General features: G+C 53.1%; 17 protein-coding genes. 8 read left to right on the top strand and 9 right to left on the bottom strand.

Features of this window, described 5'->3' with window-relative positions:
• Positions 1-125 precede the first annotated feature (125 nt).
• The 3 genes from CRO03_RS05105 to CRO03_RS05095 are packed head-to-tail and all read right to left on the bottom strand — an operon-like array spanning position 126 to position 3,821.
• On the bottom strand, positions 126-959 hold the full coding sequence (locus CRO03_RS05105) for an ATP-binding cassette domain-containing protein (RefSeq protein ID WP_097110555.1): 834 nt from the start codon (positions 957-959) through the stop codon (positions 126-128).
• Entirely contained in the window at positions 956-2,323 is a 1,368-nt protein-coding gene (locus CRO03_RS05100) for a sigma-54-dependent transcriptional regulator (RefSeq protein WP_097110554.1), read from the bottom strand. The genes CRO03_RS05105 and CRO03_RS05100 overlap by 4 nt, the downstream gene beginning before the upstream one ends.
• A gap of 4 nt (positions 2,324-2,327) precedes the next feature.
• A complete protein-coding gene (locus CRO03_RS05095; protein WP_212682345.1) occupies positions 2,328-3,821 on the bottom strand; it encodes a sensor histidine kinase in 1,494 nt (497 codons plus the stop codon).
• 155 nt (positions 3,822-3,976) lie between these two features.
• Here CRO03_RS05095 and CRO03_RS18600 point away from each other — a divergent pair, with 155 nt between their 5' ends.
• Together CRO03_RS18600 and CRO03_RS05085 are read left to right on the top strand one after the other, a co-directional pair.
• Entirely contained in the window at positions 3,977-4,357 is a 381-nt protein-coding gene (locus CRO03_RS18600; RefSeq protein ID WP_097110553.1) for a DUF4168 domain-containing protein, read from the top strand.
• Between the two features lie 116 nt (positions 4,358-4,473).
• A complete protein-coding gene (locus tag CRO03_RS05085; protein WP_097110552.1) occupies positions 4,474-5,781 on the top strand; it encodes a short-chain fatty acid transporter in 1,308 nt (435 codons plus the stop codon).
• Between the two features lie 119 nt (positions 5,782-5,900).
• Here CRO03_RS05085 and CRO03_RS05080 read toward each other — a convergent pair whose 3' ends face one another.
• Complete coding sequence (locus CRO03_RS05080; RefSeq protein WP_097110551.1) at positions 5,901-8,054, bottom strand: TonB-dependent siderophore receptor; 2,154 nt, start codon at positions 8,052-8,054, stop codon at positions 5,901-5,903.
• A 143-nt stretch (positions 8,055-8,197) separates the two neighbouring features.
• On the opposite strand from CRO03_RS05080, the gene CRO03_RS05075 reads away from it, so the two are divergent.
• Positions 8,198-9,349, top strand: a complete 1,152-nt coding sequence (locus CRO03_RS05075) for a PepSY-associated TM helix domain-containing protein (protein WP_097110550.1) — start codon at positions 8,198-8,200, stop codon at positions 9,347-9,349.
• Positions 9,336-9,806, top strand: a complete 471-nt coding sequence (locus CRO03_RS05070) for a hypothetical protein (protein WP_097110549.1) — start codon at positions 9,336-9,338, stop codon at positions 9,804-9,806. Before CRO03_RS05075 ends, CRO03_RS05070 begins: the two co-directional genes overlap by 14 nt.
• A gap of 20 nt (positions 9,807-9,826) precedes the next feature.
• On the opposite strand, the gene CRO03_RS05065 is transcribed toward CRO03_RS05070, so the two are convergent.
• Positions 9,827-11,080 (bottom strand): acyltransferase family protein, encoded by a 1,254-nt coding sequence (locus tag CRO03_RS05065; RefSeq protein ID WP_097110548.1) that lies wholly within the window; start codon positions 11,078-11,080, stop codon positions 9,827-9,829.
• Between the two features lie 127 nt (positions 11,081-11,207).
• On the opposite strand from CRO03_RS05065, the gene CRO03_RS05060 reads away from it, so the two are divergent.
• Complete coding sequence (locus tag CRO03_RS05060) at positions 11,208-12,107, top strand: LytTR family DNA-binding domain-containing protein (RefSeq protein WP_245861487.1); 900 nt, start codon at positions 11,208-11,210, stop codon at positions 12,105-12,107.
• Between the two features lie 120 nt (positions 12,108-12,227).
• The gene (locus tag CRO03_RS05055) at positions 12,228-12,890 is read left to right on the top strand and encodes an SDR family oxidoreductase (protein ID WP_097110546.1); all 663 of its coding nucleotides are present in this window, start codon (positions 12,228-12,230) and stop codon (positions 12,888-12,890) included.
• A gap of 95 nt (positions 12,891-12,985) precedes the next feature.
• On the opposite strand, the gene CRO03_RS05050 is transcribed toward CRO03_RS05055, so the two are convergent.
• Positions 12,986-13,516 (bottom strand): hypothetical protein, encoded by a 531-nt coding sequence (locus CRO03_RS05050; RefSeq protein ID WP_097110545.1) that lies wholly within the window; start codon positions 13,514-13,516, stop codon positions 12,986-12,988.
• Between the two features lie 274 nt (positions 13,517-13,790).
• Here CRO03_RS05050 and CRO03_RS05045 point away from each other — a divergent pair, with 274 nt between their 5' ends.
• Positions 13,791-15,131, top strand: a complete 1,341-nt coding sequence (locus CRO03_RS05045; protein WP_097110882.1) for a sensor histidine kinase — start codon at positions 13,791-13,793, stop codon at positions 15,129-15,131.
• Positions 15,128-16,471 (top strand): sigma-54-dependent transcriptional regulator, encoded by a 1,344-nt coding sequence (locus tag CRO03_RS05040; RefSeq protein ID WP_097110544.1) that lies wholly within the window; start codon positions 15,128-15,130, stop codon positions 16,469-16,471. Before CRO03_RS05045 ends, CRO03_RS05040 begins: the two co-directional genes overlap by 4 nt.
• A 2-nt stretch (positions 16,472-16,473) precedes the next feature.
• Here the strand turns inward: CRO03_RS05040 and CRO03_RS05035 are convergent, their stop codons facing one another.
• From CRO03_RS05035 to CRO03_RS05025, 3 genes are read right to left on the bottom strand one after another with little or no spacing between them, the layout of a single operon-like run.
• Entirely contained in the window at positions 16,474-18,255 is a 1,782-nt protein-coding gene (locus CRO03_RS05035) for an amidohydrolase family protein (protein WP_097110543.1), read from the bottom strand.
• Positions 18,252-19,004 carry an ABC transporter permease gene (locus CRO03_RS05030; RefSeq protein ID WP_097110542.1) on the bottom strand — a complete coding sequence of 251 codons (753 nt, stop codon included), beginning with the start codon at positions 19,002-19,004 and terminating at the stop codon, positions 18,252-18,254. The genes CRO03_RS05035 and CRO03_RS05030 overlap by 4 nt, the downstream gene beginning before the upstream one ends.
• On the bottom strand, positions 19,001-19,948 hold the full coding sequence (locus CRO03_RS05025) for an ABC transporter ATP-binding protein (protein WP_097110541.1): 948 nt from the start codon (positions 19,946-19,948) through the stop codon (positions 19,001-19,003). Before CRO03_RS05025 ends, CRO03_RS05030 begins: the two co-directional genes overlap by 4 nt.
• Between the last annotated feature and the right edge of the window lie 9 nt (positions 19,949-19,957).

The raw sequence follows: 19,957 nt of genomic DNA, 5'->3' as shown, positions 1-19,957 counted from the left end.
CCAGTATTCCGACACAGGATAGCTCTTTGTGGATAGTGCGCTCGTCAGTGGTGATGCGGCTGGCGCCACGCCAGCAAACTACCTTACAAATTCATTTCGGCCGTACCTTACAGCCGGTGTTGCAGTTAATCAGCAGCCAGTAAGGTGGGTAGGTGCTGTTGATCCAACAGCACCGTATAGCTGGCAATAGCCGGTAGCTGTTGCCAGCTGGCCAGGGTTAAGCGCTGAAATGGCAACATAAACCGCGCAAGTTCGGCCTCTGTCATGCCTTTACCACGGCTTTGCGACAGTTTGTGTTCCTGCTGTGCCCGCCAGCGGCATACGCAATCCCAGTCGGGTGCCTGTAGCCAAATCAGTGGCGTCATTAACCGCCAATATTCTGCGTAAAGCCCGGCCAGTTGCTGGTTTACATAATGTCGCCAGCGGCCATCAGCATCTGTTGTGGCTTCCAGTTCATTAACCGGGGTAGCCAGTTCTGCTTCGGTTTGCGCCGGTACGCCCAGGCACCAGCCTTCAACAATGAGAATATCCAGCGTTTGTGCCGGTAAGGCAGCGGCAGGTTCATCCAGAGCCTTATCAAACTGCGGCAAGGCTATCGGCTGGCCGGCCAGCACTGCTCTGGCATCGGCCAGTGCCTGCGCAATATTATGTGTACCCGGTACACCGCGCTGCGCCAGCACGGGGTGTACCTTTTCTGCCAGCTGCCGGCGCTGCGCTTTACTCAGATAGTAATCGTCCAGCGATACGCTGCCGGCGGCAATACCTTGCGACATAAGCAGTTCTGTCAGCACGCTGGCCAGGGTGCTTTTCCCAGTGCCCTGGGCTCCAGTGATACCGATAACAACGGGTCGTGGCAAAGCTAATAATGGCTTAAGCAGTTGCCGCAATAACTGCTGATAGGCGGTGGCTGCAGCAGGTGTCAGCTGCAGCTGGCTGATAATAGCACTGAGCAGATTCATTCCGGCTCCGCCGGTGGCTCTTCCAGCCAGCGATACAGCGTGCGGCGGGTAATCCCCAGCATTTGCGCCGCCCGTTGTTTATTACCGTTGGTATGATTTAGCACCTGCTGCACATAATTCTGCTGCAGCTGTTGCAGGGTCGGCCAGCTTTTGTTGGCTGGCTGCACGTCGCTGTCAGAGGGTGGCTGATAATTGCGGATCCGCTCCGGTAAATCAGTAGCCGCAATGTGCTGGCCACTGGCAAAGGTAAAAGCGCGCTCGATGGCATTTTGCAGCTCGCGGACATTGCCCGGGAACGGGTAGCGGTACAGACAATCCAGTGCCTGCTGGCTTAAACCCTGCACGGCCTTTTGTTGCTGCTGCTGAAACCGGCCAACAAAATGGCTGGCCAGCAATTCCAAATCCTCTGCCCGCTGCCGTAGTGGCGGCACGGCCAGGCTGAACGTTTCCAGCCGGTAGAATAAATCAGCCCGGAACTGGCCCTGTTCTACATATTGCTCAAGATCCTGATGGGTTGCCGCCAGAATCCGCACATCAACCGCTACTTCCTGATCACTGCCCACCGGTCGGATTTTGCCTTCCTGTAATACCCGCAGCAGTTTGGCCTGCAATAACAGTGGCATTTCGGCAATTTCGTCCAGCAGCAAACTGCCGCCGTCAGCTTCTTTTAATAATCCGGTGCGGGCATTTCTTGCACCGGTAAAGGCCCCGGCAGCGTGACCAAAAAACTCACTTTCCATCAGCTCGGCCGGAATACCAGCACAGTTTACCGCAATAAAGGGCTTGTTACTGCGCGGGCTTTGCTGATGAATGGCCCGCGCTACCAGTTCTTTGCCGGTGCCACTTTCGCCCAGTATAAGCACTGCCCCCTGTGCAGGTGCCAGCTGGGCAATTTGCTGATAAAGTAACCGCATCGCCCTGCTGTTACCTACTAAGCCGCCCGGGCCGGTCTGGCGGGTTGATTGACGTAATTGCTGCACTTCCTGCTGCAATGCCTGACGCTGCAATAAACGCTGAACAGCTAACGCCAGATGTTCCAGATCCAGCGGTTTAGTCAGAAAGTCATCCGCCCCCTGTTTCAGGGCCGCCACCGCCTGACGCACGGTACCAAAGGCGGTAATCAGCAGCAGCGCAGGGGGGTTATTGCGCTGTTTAAGTTGCGCCAGCAGCTCCATACCACTGATCCCGGGCAAGCGGATATCGCTTATCACCAACGAGAACTGCTGGTCAGCTGTTAATGCCAATAACGCCTCGGCACTGTCGCAGGCACTCACCTGATACCCCAGCCCGGTAAGCTCTTCCTGCAGTAACTCTTTTAATGCCGGGTCATCTTCCACCACGGCTATCTGTTGCGGGCCGGACATAAACTTACTCCTGTACTGAGGTTAGCGCTGCTGAGGTTAATGGCAGGATCAGGCAGACTTCACAGCCGCCAGCGGCCAGATTGTGCAACAACACCCGGCCCTGATGAGCCTGGACAATTTGCTGCACAATCGCCAGGCCGAGCCCGGTACCTTTACCCTGCACTTTGGTAGAGACAAAAGGCGCTACCAGCTCGTCTGCAGTAAGGCTCTCGGGTAAGCCGGGGCCGTCGTCCTGCACCCGCAGCCACAGCTCAGTACCCTGAATTTCGGCGCTTAATTCTACCCGGCTATCAGCGGCTTGCATGGCATTACGTAAGACATTAACCAGTGCCAGTTCCAGTCGCGGCACATCAGCTTGCAGGCTAAGCTGCGGGTAACCTTCAGCCAGGGTCGGCATAACGTCCTGCTCCTGTTGTTCGAAACTTAAACTGTGCAGTGCTTGTTGCAACAACTGGTCCAGCGCAATTTGCTGCTGGGGCGCCACCGGGGTGTGGGCAAAGGCCTGTAATTGCTGCACCATCCGGTTTAAGCGGGCAACCTGGCCTCGCACTGCTTCCAGCTGGCGTTTACTGTCGTCATCGGTTTGCTGACGCAGCAGGCGCTGGGCCCGGCCATCTATCACGCTGAGCGGCGCCCCCAGCTCATGGGCGACACCACTAACTACCTGGCCGACGGCTGCCATCGTTTCCTGGGCTTTTAACTGCTGCGCCAGCTTCTCCCGCTCCTGTTGCTGGCGCAAAATAGCGGCATTGCTGTTATTTATATGATCCAGCATGCTATTCAGGCCGCGGCTGAGCTCCCGCAGTTCAATCGGGCCATTAGTATCGGCTCTGTGCTGGCTGTCACCGGCGGCTACCCGGCGCATACTGGCCACTAACCGGGCGACCGGCTGGCCTACCGCACTGTTATGACCCAGCCACATAATAAGCAGACTCAACACTGCCAGGGCCAGCCAGCTGAGCCAGGCCAACTCGGCCATCTGGCTGAGCGAGCGGGAAAAATCACTTTGTTTACGGTTAATTTGCAGCAGGCCATGGATCCGGCCGGAGCGGTCGACAATCGGCAAAAACTGTGAAAATACCGATTCACCGGACACTGAACGGTAGCTATCCTGTAACTGGCCGGTTCTAACCACCTCAGAGGCGACCAGGCTGTGGGACAGATCGCGCTCAGTCACCCCGGTCGCCGCAACCAGACCACCTTCGGTATCATACACAGAGGCACCATACACCCGGCCAATGGTAAATACTGACTCAAGATACGTATTAATTGTCGCGGTATCCTGCTGCAGCAGGGCGTCACTTATCGGCACCCGGATTGCCCGGCCAATCAACTCCAGATCCGAGCGTAAACTGTCGGCTACCAGCGTATTAGTGAAACTCAGACCAAAACGCATGGCCAGCGCCGCCAGCAGCAACATCGGCAATACCACGTAAAAAAATAAACGTCGCTGTAAGCTCGCCAGTGGCCAGCGCCATAAGTTGGTTAGTTTTGTCACAACCCATCCTTTAGTGTGTCTAAAGTATACACAAAATCGTACCCGACTTACTGAAAACCAATCTAAAAAAGTTTAAGTTATTGATATAAAACTATTTTTAATAGTTGGCATGGAAGTAGCAACAGTTAAAGCGAACTCAAATAAAGGAGAAACCTATGCGTAAATCATATCTGGCAGTCGTACTAGCAGGCTTAACCATGGCAGGCACCGCTCAGTTAGCTCAGGCGCAGGCCAATCCGGCACCAGCGCAGCCTCAGATGCAGCAACAAACCACCAACTTTAACGACGCGACCTTGTTGAAGTTCAGCATGGCAATGGAAGGTGTGCAGCAAGTCGGCAGCAAATATGAAGCTGAGTTTCAGAACGCTGAAGATGCCGCCGAAGCACAGAAAATTCAGCAGGAAGCACAGCAGGAAATGGTTGAAGCCGTGCAAGCGTCAGGCTTAACCACTGAAGAATACAACCAAATCGCCCAACAGGCACAGCAGGATGAAGAACTGCGCAGCCGTATTCTGGCGATGGCTGATACCGAATAATCTGGTAAAAACTTTACCCCTCCGTTAAAGGCACCTGTTGGTGCCTTTTCATTTTCAGCTAAACTGGCTAAGGTACCTACAACGCTTATAACAATAACTTAGTCAAAGAGCCTGTGATGCTGAACGCTGCCGCTAAACCGCTGGTAAAACTGGTCGACCGCTACCTGCCTGATCCCTATATTTTTGTCTTGCTGCTTAGCATAGTGGTGTTTGCCGCTGCAGTGCTACTTGAACAACAGTCACCGCTGCAAGTACTGCAGTATTGGGGCGATGGTTTCTGGGGCCTGCTAACGTTTTCGATGCAAATGCTACTGGTGCTGGTAACCGGCTTTATGCTGGCCAGCACGCCTCTGGTTACCGGTATCCTTAAGCGCTTAGCCAGGCTGGCCAAATCAGCCGGCCAGGCCATTATTCTGGTAACGGTGGTATCGCTCATTGCCAGCTGGCTGAACTGGGGCTTTGGCTTAGTGGTCGGCGCATTATTCGCTAAAGCGTTGGCGCGGCAAGTAAAGGTTGATTACCGCTTACTGGTGGCCAGCGCCTATTCCGGTTTTATTGTCTGGCATGGCGGCTTAGCGGGTTCGGTGCCACTCACTATCGCCACCACCGGCCATTTCAGCGAAGCACAAATTGGGGTAATAGGTACCAGCAACACCATTTTTGCCGGCTTCAACCTGTTATTACTGGCGTTATTATTTGTGGCCATACCGTTGGTCAATTATTTAATGCTGCCCAAGGCGGGTGACAGTGTCTATGTCGACCCGGCAAAATTGCAAAGCGTGCCACTGACAAATGACAACAATGAACGCCCGGCTGATAAGTTGGAAAACAGCCTGCTGCTGGCTTTGTTAGTTGGTTTAGCCGGCATTGCTTACCTGGTGCAGTATTTTGCTAAAGGTGGCGGCCTTAACCTGAATATCGTGAACTTTTTATTTTTATTCCTGGCGATAGTACTGCATGGTACACCACGGCGCTTGCTGCATAGCCTGCAACAGGCGATTCAAGGCGGTGCCGGTATTGTGATTCAGTTTCCGTTTTATGCCGGCATTATGGCGATTATGGTGCAATCGGGGCTGGCGCAAAGTATGTCGCAGTGGTTTGTGGGTTTTGCCACGGCCGAAACCTTAGCGTTTTGGAGTTTTATCAGTGCCGGTATCGTCAATATTTTCGTACCCTCCGGTGGTGGCCAGTGGGCAGTGCAGGCCCCGATTATGCTGCCCGCTGCGCTGGAGCTGGGGGCGGATGTCAGCCGGGTTGCCATGGCGGTAGCCTGGGGCGATGCCTGGACTAACCTTATTCAACCGTTCTGGGCCTTACCGGTGTTGGCTATTGCCGGCCTGAAAGCCAAAGACATTATGGGCTTTTGCCTGCTGCAACTGGTCGTCACCGGGGTAATCATCAGCCTGGTGCTGAGTTTTGCCTGAGTATCAGCCTTAGTTACAGGCTCAGCTGAAACCTGCCCCTAATTGTAACTGCTGCATCAATGCCGCCAGTGCACTGGCCGCGAATGCCGCCAGTTTTTTGACAGATTAATGTTATCAGCTTAGAAAGAATACCGCAGATTTGCACTAACAGAACGGCGCTGACCATAGAAGCAGTCTCCCCGGGCCAGACAGGAGGTAATTACGGTTTTATCGGTGATATTCTGGGCCTGCAGGCTAAGGCTGTAAGCGCCGAAGTCGTAACCGATCATCGCATCAATCAGCGTGTAGCTGGCGGTGGTCAGCGGCTGGTTTAACACCACGCCATTTTGTTCAACATAGGCAGAGCCATCTGAAGTTTCGCCTACATAACGTACCCCTGCGCCAAACTGCCAGTTAGCAAGCACCGTCGGGCGCCAGGTGGCCCAGACTGACGCTAACTGTTCTGGCTGTGCTGCTAAGGTTGCGCCTAACTCCCCCACTGTATTGCTCTGGCTGACATAAGCATCGATATAGGCATAACTGGCGTAGATATCGAGCTCATCCCAGGCCAACTGAGCCTCTAGTTCAACACCTTTTGATGTTACCTCTCCATCCTGTACCTGGCCTTTCGGGTTAATGACTGCGGGATCTGAAGCCTGGGCTGCCGACAGCGTTGTGGTACGGTTTTGCTCGGTAATATCAAATACAGCAGCGGTTAACAGATGCTCCGTGCCTTTGGGCTGATATTTTAAACCCGCCTCCCATTGCTGGCCTGTTTTCGGCTGGAAGGCTTTGCCAAACGCATCGGTGCCCAGTAATGGCTCAAACGACTCGCTGAAACTCAGGTAGGGTGAAATCCCGCCATTGAATAAGTACATTAACCCTAACCGGCCCGTGGTGGCATGTTGGGTAGTACTGCTGCCAGTTTGCGGATTGGTGGTAGCGCGATCCCGTCGCAAAGCCGCCGATAGCAGCCACCTGTCTGCGATTTTCATATTATCCTGTACGTAAACCCCGGCCTGATAAGTGGTGCTGGACGGGCTATCGGCGATATCGGCTACAGCAGGCAGATTATTGACCTGGCCGTACAACGGATTATACAAATCCAGTAAGCCGCCTGTTGCCGCATAAAAACTGTCGTTATCGGTGTAGGCATGCTGAAAGTCGAAGCCGGCGACCAGGCTGTGCTCTACCGCACCGGTATAAAGTTTGCCATGCAGCTGCAAATCGCTGGTCAGGGCACGGGCATCGGCATCGCTTAAATACACTACCCGGTTAACACTGCGGTTATCATCCTGCAGCACCGGTGGCCAGCCATACATCGTATGGTAATCAGCATGGCTGTCACTGTAACGGCTGGCTAAGCGCAACTGCCACTCATTGGACACATCATGCTCAACAATTGCCGTTACTGCAGTTTGCTCAGTGTCGTATTTATCAAAGCCCGGTTCAGAGACAAAACGGTTGCTGGGGATCTGGCCAAACTCGTTCGGCAAAATAGTGCCCTGATGCGGAAAAAACTGAGTGCTGGAGCCAGATTCATTTTGCTGGAAATTACCCAGCAGGGTAATTTTGGTCGCGTCACTAGCTTGCCAGCTGACTGAAGGCGCCAGTACCAGGCTGTTATCCGGTACAAAGTCGGTCTGGGTGTCGCTGTCACGCCACAATGCCAGCAGCCGGCCTTGCAATGAGGCATCATCATTTAACGCACCGGTAATATCGCCGGCCAGTTGTTTTCGTGAATAGTTGCCCAGCTGAGCCCATAGCTGACCACTGGTTACCGGCTCTGGTTTTTTGCTGACTAAATTAACGATACCGCCAATTGACCCCTGGCCATACAACACTGAACTGGGGCCTTTCAGTATTTCAATTTGCTGCAGCGTATAAGGCGCTACCCGTACATTATTATAAAAGCCAAATAACGATTTTAAGCCATCCAGATATTGCACCGGCGACACACCACGAATTTGCGCCCAGTCACCACGGGTATCCAGGCCGTAAGGGCCATTATATAACCCTGAAACATAGCCCAGCGCATCCTGCACCGTTAACGCACCCAGATCAGCAATCCGCTCTTCGGTCAGCACCGAAACGGATAGCGGCGTTTCAATAATTGGCGTATCAGACTTGGTGCCCGAAGCGCTGACATAGGAAATAAGCCCGCGCTGACTTTTTACCGTGATCACCTCAATCCCGGCCTCACCAGCACTGCTGCCTTGCTGGCTTTTATCGGCGGCAATAGAGGGCAGAGCGAATGCCATGGCAATGCTACCGGCTAATACTGAATACTTCATACTTACATTTCCTCGTTATAAATATGGCTGGCATTCTAAATGCAAATAGCTCTCAATTACAATAGTGTTGATAATCATTCTTATTATCATTAATATGGCATTCTGATGTAAACCTCAGCAATAACTTCACAGGTAAGGCGTTCATGGCAAAACTGAGCAATCGTTTCTGGTTTCAATTACATGGCTGGTTTTCGCTGCCGATCTGGCTGATTTTCTGCTTTGTCTGCTTAACCGGCACCATAGCGGTATTCAGCCATGAGCTAACCTGGTTAACCAATCCGGCGGCGCGCGCTACCAACCCGGATAACCTGCCAGCCAAACCGGTAGCTGAGCTGGTTGCCAGGGTGCAACAAGCCTACCCGACAGCCGATGTTGGCAGTGTGATGGTATTTGAGCCTTATCTGGTTAATGCCGTTATGTTTACCGACCATGACAAGCCGTTTGCAATTGCTTACGTTAATCAGTACAGCGGCGACATTCAGCAGATTAATCAAGGCATGACCTTTATTAACTTTATGCGCAGCCTGCATGGCTGGTTGCTGTTTCCGTGGCAAAGCGGCTACAGCGTCGGTTATTACCTGGTATCGGCGATGGCGCTGGTGATGTTGGGTGCCCTGATTACCGGCCTTATTATTTACAAAAACTTCTGGCGTAGCTTTACCCAGCCGAAAATCCGCTTGCATCAGGGTAAAAAAACCGTGCTAACTGACTTACACCGCATGGCCGGGGTCTGGTCTATCTGGTTTTTAATGGTGATGAGCGCCACCGGGCTGTGGTATCTGGTGCAAGCGGTGATGTGGCATGCCGATATTGATATTGAGCCACATGCGCCTATTGTCGCAGTCAGCGATGTCCCCAGCACAGCGGCAACACCGCCGGTCGATTTTGCCGCGGCAATGCAGCTGGCACAACAGCGCTTTCCGGACTTTCAGCCGAGCTTTTTAATGTTACCCGAGCATAATCGCGGCATGTACACCCTGATGGGCGGTGGCGACCATATTTTTTATGATCAGTATTCCTATAACCTGAGCATTAACCCCTGGACCGGCGAGATTGCCCATCAGAAATCACCGCAGACGATGACGGCTCTGCAAACGGTGATGCATATCGCCGACCCGCTGCACTACGGCACCCTTGGTGGGATCTGGACCAAAGCCATCTGGTTTTTATTTGGCCTGATGTTATCGGGCATGTCAGTTACCGGTTTTATGATCTGGGGCAGCCGTACGGTGAAAGCTGTACGCGACAGCCGCACAGCAGCGAACCTGCAGGAGGTGCCGGATGGTGCAAAGTAAAGTTTTCTGGCAACAGCATAAGTTTAAATTAAATGGCCTGGTGCTGCTGTTACCACTATGGTTTTTGTATGACTCGCTGACGCCTGAGTTTCCACCCGCCTGGCCGGCACAGCAGCTGGGCCAGTTTGAAATTGCCCCGATACCACTGGATTTAAAACCGCCGTATGCCCATCATGATGAATACGTAAAAGACTTTTATCTGAGCTTTACTCAGGGTGATATTGCAGCTATTCGTCAGGGTTATCTGAATATTGGCCCTGCCCCGTTGCCGCTGGCCGAATTACAACAGGGCGAAGAGGGTATTTTACATGGCAGCCGCCATGGCCAGCATGTGCATGCCATCGCGCCGCCGCAGCTGACCGCGACTGATAAAGTCTGGCTGACTCTGCAAACCTGGCAGGGTGAACTGCTGACGACCAGTTGGCAGCTGCCTGACGAGTTAGTGCAACCGCAATAAAGCTTGCAGCCCGCGGCAAGCTACAGCAACAGGTTTACAACCAGCGGCGTTACCAGCAAGGCGCCGCAAAATAACCCTGCTTTGCGCCAGCCTGTGCTGAATTGATAGGGTGTTCTTAGCCCCACCAACGGCGCCAGCAATGGCAAATGCCAGCACACAAGCAAGCACAATGCCGAGCCTGACAGCGTAACCATCAACACTAAAGCCGCTTCGGTAAAGCCGCCCAGTGCAAAAGGCGTCAGCCACAGCGCAGCAATAATAATCAGGCTCTGATGCAGCAGATACACCGGAAATACCATACGGTTAGCCAATGCCAGCTTGCGGTGCGGTTTGCTCAGGTAGCGCTGCGCCAGCACCAGTATCCAGCACAGCATTGCTACTGCCTGCACTGAAAAGCTCAGGTGCAGCCCGGGCAGAATCGCCGGTTGCAGCAGCGCCGGCAGTTGGTCTGGCTGATAAGCCAAAAAATATAGCCCGCATAGCGCGCCGTAGTTCAGCAAACACAACCAGCCCAGCCAGCGCCGAGGCTGTGCCAGTTGCTGCCAGAAATCTGGCTGACGCACGACTAATATGCCCAGCAGAAAAACAACCAGGCCTTGTAACTCCCTGACGGCATCACCGCTTGCCGCAAAGCGGATAGCCAGTAATAAAAGCGACCAAGCAAACACCTGCCAGGGCAAAGCCAGCTGAAACAACCAACGACAAGCTTGCTGCACCCGCCGGCTATTAAGTATTGGCATTAACAGCAGTACCAGCAGGGTAAACTGCCATAACGACCTTAAAAACCAGAGGTGGTTTACATCAACATGCGGCCAGACCCCACTTTGATAATCTGCAAACAGTGGATGCTGTAAATCGAAAAACGCCTGATAAAACTGCCAGTAGCTGAGTGACAAGCCGTCTTTTTGTACCATCTCGGCATACAACTGTGGTGGCACTATCAGCCACAAGCCAACCAGCAGCGGCAGCAACAAAATCACCGTGCGTCGCAGCCCAAACTTAAAATACTGGCGCCAGCCAGCACAATGCAGGATGACTGCGCCAAGCGCATAGCCTGAAATAAACCAGATAAGCAGCATGCGCCAGGGTGACGACAACAGCATCAGATATTCCAGCGACGACGATAAATACTGGCTTTTAAAATGAAAGCCCCAGCGCTCCACATACAGCATGCCGGTGTGATAAAAAATCAGCAGGCCAAAAGCAAGCACCCGCAGCCAGTCCAGTTCATAACGTCGGGGTATAACCTGTGTCGTTGCAGATGTTGTTAACATTAATTGCCCTTTAGCCTATTGCTGTATGTTGCCTGCGTTGTTAGTTCAGCAGTATGCTAAGCAACACACTAGGTTAACACCGCCAAATAGTCAGGCGGTGGCAGACAGGGATAAAAGGTGGCAAATAGTGAGCAGTAGTGACCAACAGCAACATACATCGCTGGCAGAGCGTATTGTCCATCATCCGCAAAAGTTTGGATATTTGCTGCTGGCTGTATTTTTGATGCTGAATGCGGCGGTAAATGCCAGTTCGGTCTGGACAGATTTACAGCGAAGTGCAACAAACGGTAATCTCTGGTGGCAGCCGATAGTCTGGGAATATAGTAGCGCTGTTAGCACCCTGCTGTTATGCCCCTTGCTGTTCTGGTGGTTCCGGCAGCAGCCGTTGCGTCTGGTCAAAATCGGCCGGCAACTGGCCTTTCATCTGGCCGGCTCTTTAATTTTTGCATTGTTACATATTTTAATTATGATTCTGCTGCGCCAGCCCGTTTATGCCCTGGCTGGTGACAGCTACGGCTTTGAGCCACTAACGGCTGATTTTTTATATGAATACCGCAAAGACGCCTGGGCCTACCTGTTTTTTCTCTGCTGTTACACTCTGGCAAGATTTTTCTATTCACGCTTATCTGGCGAAGCACACCCGTTGAACGCTGCTGATAATAACAGCGGCGCAGTGACAGCTGATGATGACACCACGCCTGAACATTTTCTGGTAAAAAAGCTCGATCGCGAATTTCTGCTGCGAAACAGTGATATTGAATGGCTGGAAGCGAACGGCAACTATGTCAACCTGCATAGTAAAGGCCGGATTTATCCATTACGGGCAACATTAAGTGCCACCTTAAAGCAACTCGAACCCCTGGGGTTTTGTCGCTCCCATCGCAGCCTGGCGGTAAACCTGCGCCAAATTGATAGCATGCAGTTTCAAAGCAGTGGCGATGGTGAAATTACGTTGTACAGCGGTAATACTCTGGCCCTGTCCCGGCGTTATAAAGACAATCTTAAGCAACAGTTAACTGAAACCTGACACTGTGGCCAGCGCAGTTAGCTGGTGCCGCCTTGAATTGCAGAGAGCGTGGCCGGATATCCTGTTTATCGTTCTCATTTTACAGCCCGCAGTTAGTGGCCAACAAGCAGGAGCAACATTATGCAACATATCGTGATTACTGGTGGCAATAAAGGCATTGGCCTGGCTCTGGTGAAGCAGTATCTGGCAAAGGGCGATCAAGTATCGGTAATTTGCCGCCAGCCCTCGCCTGAACTGGCCGACTTAGACGTTACCCTGTACAGCGGCGCTGAACTGAGCGAATCGCAGAAAATCAAAGGAGTTGCCGCTAAATTCGCCGAAAATAGCATAGATGTTCTGATCAATAATGCCGGTATATTCTGCAATGAAACCCTGGATAACTTTAATGACGAGACCATTTTAAAACAGTTCCAGGTAAACAGTATTGCACCCTTACTGCTAAGCCAGCAATTACTGGGCGCACTTAAAGACGGCGGCAAAATAGCGATGATCACCAGCCGGATGGGCTCGATAGCCGATAACGACTCAGGCAATTACTATGGTTACCGGATGGCTAAAGCGGCACTGAATGCCGGTAGTGTGTCACTGGCCAATGATCTGGCGCCGCGCAAAATAAGTGTCGGTATTTACCACCCCGGCTACGTGCAAACTGAAATGGTTGGCTTTGGTGGCGATATCAGCCCCGATGAAGCCGCCCGTCGTTTAACCGGCCTGATTAGCGAGCTGAGCCCGGCCAACAGCGGTAAGTTTTATCACAGTAACGGCAGCGAGCTGCCCTGGTAAGCAGTAAAAAGCCGGCCTGCGCTGGCAGGCCGACAACACAGCATTGGTTGGGAGATCAAAGCCGGTAACCCGGGTTTACAATTAACTCGTTAAGATTAATGTTTTGAATCCAGTAACGCTTGCAGCTGTTGCAATTGCTCTTTACTGAGCTCGGCATTTTCCAGCAGATGTTTAATAGCGCTGAAGCTGTGTTCACCCGCTTCACGCTGAATTTCAATGTGCATTAACTTGGCATGTTCACCAGCCTCGCGGTGAATTTCAATCAGTTGCTGTTGTTCATTGCCATCGACGTCTTTGTGAATAATAACGTGTTTTGCACCGTCAGCCTGATGCCAGCTGACACGCGGCGGATGAGGTGGCATAGGTGGTACCGGTGGCGCTTCACTCAGTAATTTTTCCAGCTTTAGCTGTTGCTCGGGTGCCAGTTCAGCACTGAATTTTTGCCACTCTTCACTGTCGCGCCAGTTTTCGCCACTAAAGCGCCACTCTTTTTTCTTGCCGTCCTGCATTACCACAATCCGGGTTTCATGCACTTTCTCTGGCACGGGCTGCTCTGCCTGAGCCTGGGGTAAAGCACAGCCCGTTAAAAACGCGATTAAAGCGGCATTGATCATTATCATTTTCATCTTGTTGCTCCTTTAAATCCATCATACGCAAAATGCACTTTACCAATGAAAGTTTAATGCCATTATTTTTATCATTTAAAATCAATCGCTTGTAAAAATAACTGACCAAGACATCCCGATATCAGCCGCTATACATCCCGATATCAGGATAAATCGTCCGCTAATCACCTGCCGTTGCCGACTACTAACAGGCAAGCCCCCGCAGTCATTGGCTTTGGCAAACTGGCACAGGGGTTGTAAGCTAAGCGCTATTAGCATTATTGAGAGCGGCTGTATGTCAATTCGCTGGGCATTGAGTTTAGGCATAATTTGTCTGTTATTGGCTATGGCGGCCAGCCAGATTTGGCTGGTACGGTTTTTTCAGAGCCAGATAGAGCAGCAAATCAGCAGTAGTAGCTCAGAAATAACCCGGGTAGTGCTGGCACAAACCGCGGATCAACTGGAAACCATTATCCGACAACCGCCCCGGCCTCCCGCGCCGCCAGTACCCGCTAACGGTGAGGCACCGCGCGAACACAAGGTGAGAATTATTGAAATTGAAAAAGACGGCCGGCAACTTAGCATTGAATCACTGACTGATATTAACTGGCAGCAGGAGCAACATGCGATAGAGCATTTGTTGCAGCAAATTGCCGCCGAAAAACTGCAAGACCGCGCTGAACAATTGCACCGCAGCGGCCGTTTTAATCAGGCCGGGCCACTTATTGCTGAATTTACCCAATACACCATGCTGCTGATTGCCGCCAGCACCGCGCTGGCCATGCTGATTGCCCTGTGGCTGGGCCACCGGCTGATCCAGCCTCTGCAACGTCTGGTTGCTGGCTTTAAGCAGTTGCAGCATGGTCAGCTTGGCCAGCAGGTTGCGGTTACCGGCTTAGCGGATTATCGCTATGTCAGTGAACAATTTAATCAGATGAGTAGTCAGCTGGCAGCATTAGCGGCTCAGGCAGAGCAGCATCAGCAACAACAGCATCTGGCAGAATTGGGCGAAATAAGCCGGGGTATGGTGCATGCATTGCGTAACCCCATTCATACCTTAAGTTTATTACTGGAGCAGGTAGCCAGTAGTGATGACCCTCTGCTGCGCCAGCGTTTAAGCGAACAGGCTGAGCAGAAAATGCAGCATATTAACCGCAACCTGACCGCGATGCTGACCTTAAGCTGCGCCGACATTGACCGCAGCCAGCAGGTATTATTGCAAAACGTGCTGCATGACTTAATGCTGGAATTCAGTAACGAGCAGCTGCGTTTTAGCCTGACCGGCGACAGCGACGCCAGCGTAGCAGGGGCCGAAGCAGAGCTGCGCAGTATTTTTCATACCCTGCTCGCCAACGCTGCTGAAGCCTCCGGCGGTAAGGGCCAGATCAGTATTGATGTGCGAACTGATCTCAGCCAGGTGCAGGTAACGATTTGTGACGACGGCCCGGGTGTCAGCGCTGATATTCTGCCGCGATTATTCAGCCCGCATTGCTCCAGCAAAGCGGATGGTGCCGGTATGGGACTGTATCTGGCCAGCCGGCTGCTGAAACTTTACTATCAGGGCGCAATTGCATTACACAACAGACCAGAGGGCGGCTGCTGCGCTATGGTCACCATCAGCGGAGCAGCGCAATGAAAGCGACCATTCTACTGGTAGAAGACGATAACGAGCAACGTCAGTTGTTAAGCCAGTTATTAACAGCTGAGCAATATCAGGTATTCAGCGCCGCTACCGTGGAAGAGGCCTTGCTACTGCTAAAGCAACAGCCGCAAATTGAACTGGTATTCAGCGACTGGAAGCTGGGTAATTACACCGGCTTAACCATTTTAAATTATGTGCGTACTAACCTGCCGGAACTCGGTTTTGTGGTGGCAACCGCTTATGGCTCAGTCAGTCATGCCGTTGAGGCGATCCAGGCCGGCGCCGATGACTATTTAACCAAGCCGTTTAAACGGCAGGAATTGCTGTTAGCCGTCAGTAAAGGCTTAACTGCCAGGCAGCTGCGTTGCCAGAACCGCCAGCTCAGCCAACAGCTGAGCGAACAGCAGCAACTGGTAGAGCTGATTGGCACTGCGCCCTGCATGCAGCAACTGTTTCAACGGATAAACCGGGTGTCGAACAGCGATGCCACTGTGCTGATTAGCGGCGAGAGTGGCACCGGTAAAGAACTTGCCGCCCGCGCGCTGCATCAGTTATCAGCCCGCAGCAAAGGGCCTTTTATTGCCATTAACTGTGGTGCCATTCCCGAGCAACTGGCTGAAGCAGAGTTATTCGGCGCCGAAAAGGGCGCTTATACCGGTGCCCATCAGGCCAAAGCCGGTAAGTTTGAAGCGGCAGCCGGCGGCACCCTGTTTCTGGATGAAGTAGCGGAGTTGCCGTTAAGCCTGCAAGCAAAACTGCTACGCTTGTTGCAGGAAGGCAAAGTCACCCGGCTGGGCAGCCATCAGGAAATTACTCTGGATGTGCGGCTAATCGCCGCCAGCCATCAGGATCTGGCCCAGGCGGTGCAGGATGGACGCTTTCGCGAAGATCTCTACTACCGGCTGAATGTGGTGCCACTTCATATGCCTGCCCTGCGCCAGCGCCGTGAAGATATTCCACGGCTGATTCAGCATTTTCTGCAAATCAGCCAGAAGCGCTATCAGATTGCCGTACCCGCGCTAACTAAGCCTACCCTGAAGCAGCTAATGGACTATCAGTGGCCGGGCAATGTGCGCGAACTGGCCAACAGGATTGAACGCTTCGTCCTGCTGGGCGATGAACAGGAGCTACTGACCGACTTAACCGCAGGGTCAGTTAGCACCGGTCAGTTTGTGTTACCCGCTGCTGGCCTGAACTGGCAGCAACATGAACGCGACTGCCTGTTGCAGGCCCTTGAGCGCGCCGGTGGTAATAAAGCCCAGGCCGCCAAGCTGTTGCAGCTACCTTATAAAACCCTGCTGTACCGGCTGGAAAAATATCAGCTATGCCACTAAGCCTAACGTAGTTCGATATCATCCAGCTCAAACTGGAATTCGCCCTCTGGGCCATTCCAGAGCAGCATACTGACGGCCTCAGTATTCAGACCGCTAAACGCCGATAACGGCAGCTCAATTGTTTGCCAGTCGGCGGTAACCGCAAAGCGATGGCTTACCGGCATAAAGCTGCCAGCGGAGAACGCATCCAGCCGGTACTGGCCGGGGGTGCCGCGAATGGTAAACTTAATGTGGCTAATGTCACTGAAGTTACTACCCGTCTCCATGCTGTCAGCCGTTTGCCAGGCCACCCCGGCCCACGGATAAGCAAAACCGGGGCGGGTAGTGCCCGTTACCTGCAACGCCCCCTGCTGCACCCTGATTTCTGCCGATGACTTACCCTGCATCATGCTGTCGCTGCTGGCAGCAAAGCCGCCGCTGCGGGCGGTTAAGCCGGTATTAAAATCAGCGATTAGCCCGGCAGTTACAGCTGTGCTCTCAGCGGGCAACTCTGGCTGATGCAACCAACCATTTTTCCAGATAGCAGCTGGCGTCAATAAGGTGGTTAATTCTGCCATCGGATCCTGACTCAGCAATAACATATCGGCTTTATAGCCCGGTCGCAGGTAGCCCACTTCCTGTAAGCCAAAGGCCTTCGCCGGGGCCGAGGTGGCACTTTGCAGCACCTGCAAATTTGGCACCCCGGCCCGTTGCAGCAGCACCATCTCAACCAGCAGACTGACACCATGGGCAGTATTGGGGTTGGGTGCATCAGAACCGGCCAGCAGCAGAATCCCGGCCTCTGCCATTTTTTTCGTGTTACCGGCCAGCAGCTGATAGCGTTCCGGCGGGATCTGCGCGTTACCAAAGCGCTGCTGCAAACTGCTGATAGCGGCAGCAGTAAGCAGAGCTGGTGGATCCTGCAGCAATAGTTCTTCGTTTATCTGGTTAGCAAGCATCCCTTCCATGACGGTCATGGTCGGGATAACAAAACGCTGCCCGCTGGCCATCAGCTGAAGCAATTCATCACTTACCGGCTCGCTGAAAAAGCTGTGCACCAGGCCATCAGCACCGGCCGCTATCGCCTCTTCAGCAGAGGGTAAATCAGCAATATGCACCACTGCCAGCAAGCCTTGCGCCTTGGCGGCGTCAATCACTGCCTGCAAGGTGGCCAGATCGATTGACGGTCTGAAGTGGCGCAACGCTTTAGCCGAGGTGTAAACAATTTTAATATAATCAGAGCCTTCGGCAAGGCGCGCCGCAACAAAGTCACTGGCCTGTTCCGGACGTTCAATCACAGGTATTTCAATGCCATACTGGGTACCATGGCCTTTCGGCGCGGTTACCAGCACACCGGCACCATACATATCGGCCTGATCGGTGCGTTCAGTGCCGGCCCTTGCTGCTTTTTGGGCGACCAGAAACTGCTGATCGCCAAACATATCAAGCGCTGTGGTTACGCCAAAATTCAGCGCCTGCTGCAAGGCATCACCCCAGGCATGCACATGCGCATCTATCAGCCCGGGCATCAGCCATTGATTATGGCCGTCGATAAGTGGCAACGTACTATCGGGTTTATCCGGATGCAGTTGCTGCACCCGGCCATCCCGTACTTCAACATAGCGCTCTTTGCGCCACTGCTGGCCATCAAACACTTTTACCGGCCCCAGCACAAAACTGTTGCTGGTAGCATCGCTGACGGCGGTGGCAACCGGCTTCAGCTGCGACGTCGCGTCCGGTTGTGGTAACAGCAGAAAAAACAGCACCAGCACGCCGGCAATAGCAGTAAAAACCAGGCTTTTCATGATTTAGCTCCAGTGTAGCGCCGGAATACCAGCAAACATAACAGGGTCAGCACGGTGCTGGTAACCAGCAGTATCGTTAGATGTAACAACAATGGTTGCCCCTGATCCAATGCCAGTAATTTTAGCCCCAGTTGCGATAAATGATAACTTGGCCACAGCCACGCCAACTGTTGCAGAAATTGTGGCAGCATCGTTACCGGCAGCCATAAGCCAGATAAAAATGCCATCGGTAAATACAACAGGTTAACCACGCCAGGCGCGGCCTTATCACTTAGCGTTAAACCCAGCAGCAAGCCAATTAACGCAAAAGGCACGGTTCCCAGTAGCAATAACAACGCCAGACCCAGCCATTGGCTGTGATATAACCTTACCTCGCCGAAGATAGCGGCAGCACTGAATAACAGCAGAATAATAAACAGCGCAAACACCAGGCTGGTGGCCATTTTTGCCAGCAAATAGGCACTGACCGGCATCGGTGACAAACGCTTCAGGGTTAACCAGCCCTGCGCCCGGTCGCTGGCGATACTCATTGCGAAATTAAACATTGCCGGGCCCATAATGCCAAAACAGCTGTATGTTACCAGCATATAAACCGCATGACTGGTACTGCCGGAGGGGCTGAACAGCACCCCGAAAAACAGATAAAACACCAGCGGGAAAGCCAGTGCCGGCAACACAAAGCCCGGGGTCCGCCAGACACTGATTAAATCGTACCAGGCTTCTTTCTGATATATGGCTAAAGTATTCATGCGACCTGCTCCTGGTTGTCTGCCCCGGCCTGGGCAGCAGCCGCATCGCCGGTAAGTTGCAAAAATGCCTGCTCCAGCGCCACCTGGCGCACCTCCAGCTGACTGACGCCCGGGTCCTGACTAAGTAAGGCTCTGACGGTTTGCTCGGCATGGCTACTGTGCATAGTCACGCCATCCTGCTGGCGGTTAAGCTGCAGCACCCCTGGCAGCGCCAGCAGGGCAGCATCGCTCAGTGCACTGCAACACTGCACCAGCTTGTAGCGGGTCAACGCTTTGAGTTCGCCCGGGCTGCCGTCCGCAATAAATTTGCCCTGATGCAGCACCATAATCCGGTCGGCCAGCTGTTCGGCTTCTTCCAGATAATGGGTCGTCAGGACGATGCTTACTCCCTGTTGCTGCAGCTGGTGGATCTGTTGCCACAGATTGCGCCTGGCCTCGACATCCATCCCCAGGGTGGGCTCATCCAGAAACAGCAACCGCGGCTTGCCGGCGAGCGCCAGCGCAAATAATAAGCGCTGTTTCTGGCCACCGGATAAACGGCCAAAGCGTTGCTTGGCATGGTCTTCGAGCCCGGCTAACGCCACCAACTCTGGGGCGCGGTATCCAGCCGGATAATAACTGGCGAACAGGTCACACTGCTCGGCCACCGTTAACGTGGCGGGCAAGCTGCCAATTTGCAGCATCACCCCCAGTTGCTGGCGCAGCGCCACACTGCGCTCAGCGCCTTGCTGTAACTGGCCCAGCAAGTGAATTTCACCAGCATCAGCTGCGATAAGCCCCAAAATTGCAGAGATAAGGGTGGTTTTACCGGCACCATTGGGGCCGAGGATACACAGTACTTCACCGGCAGTAAGGCTTAAATCGATATTGTTAAGGACCCGCTTGCCGGCAAACGCCTTATCGAGCGAGCAGACCCGTAGCACAGCTTCAGTTTGTGGTTTCATACCGTTTCC

The sequence above is a fragment of the Arsukibacterium tuosuense genome (assembly GCF_900215315.1).
GTDB classification, from domain to species: Bacteria; Pseudomonadota; Gammaproteobacteria; order Enterobacterales; family Alteromonadaceae; genus Alishewanella; species Alishewanella tuosuense.
This window is presented reverse-complemented; position numbering and strand designations above follow the sequence as displayed.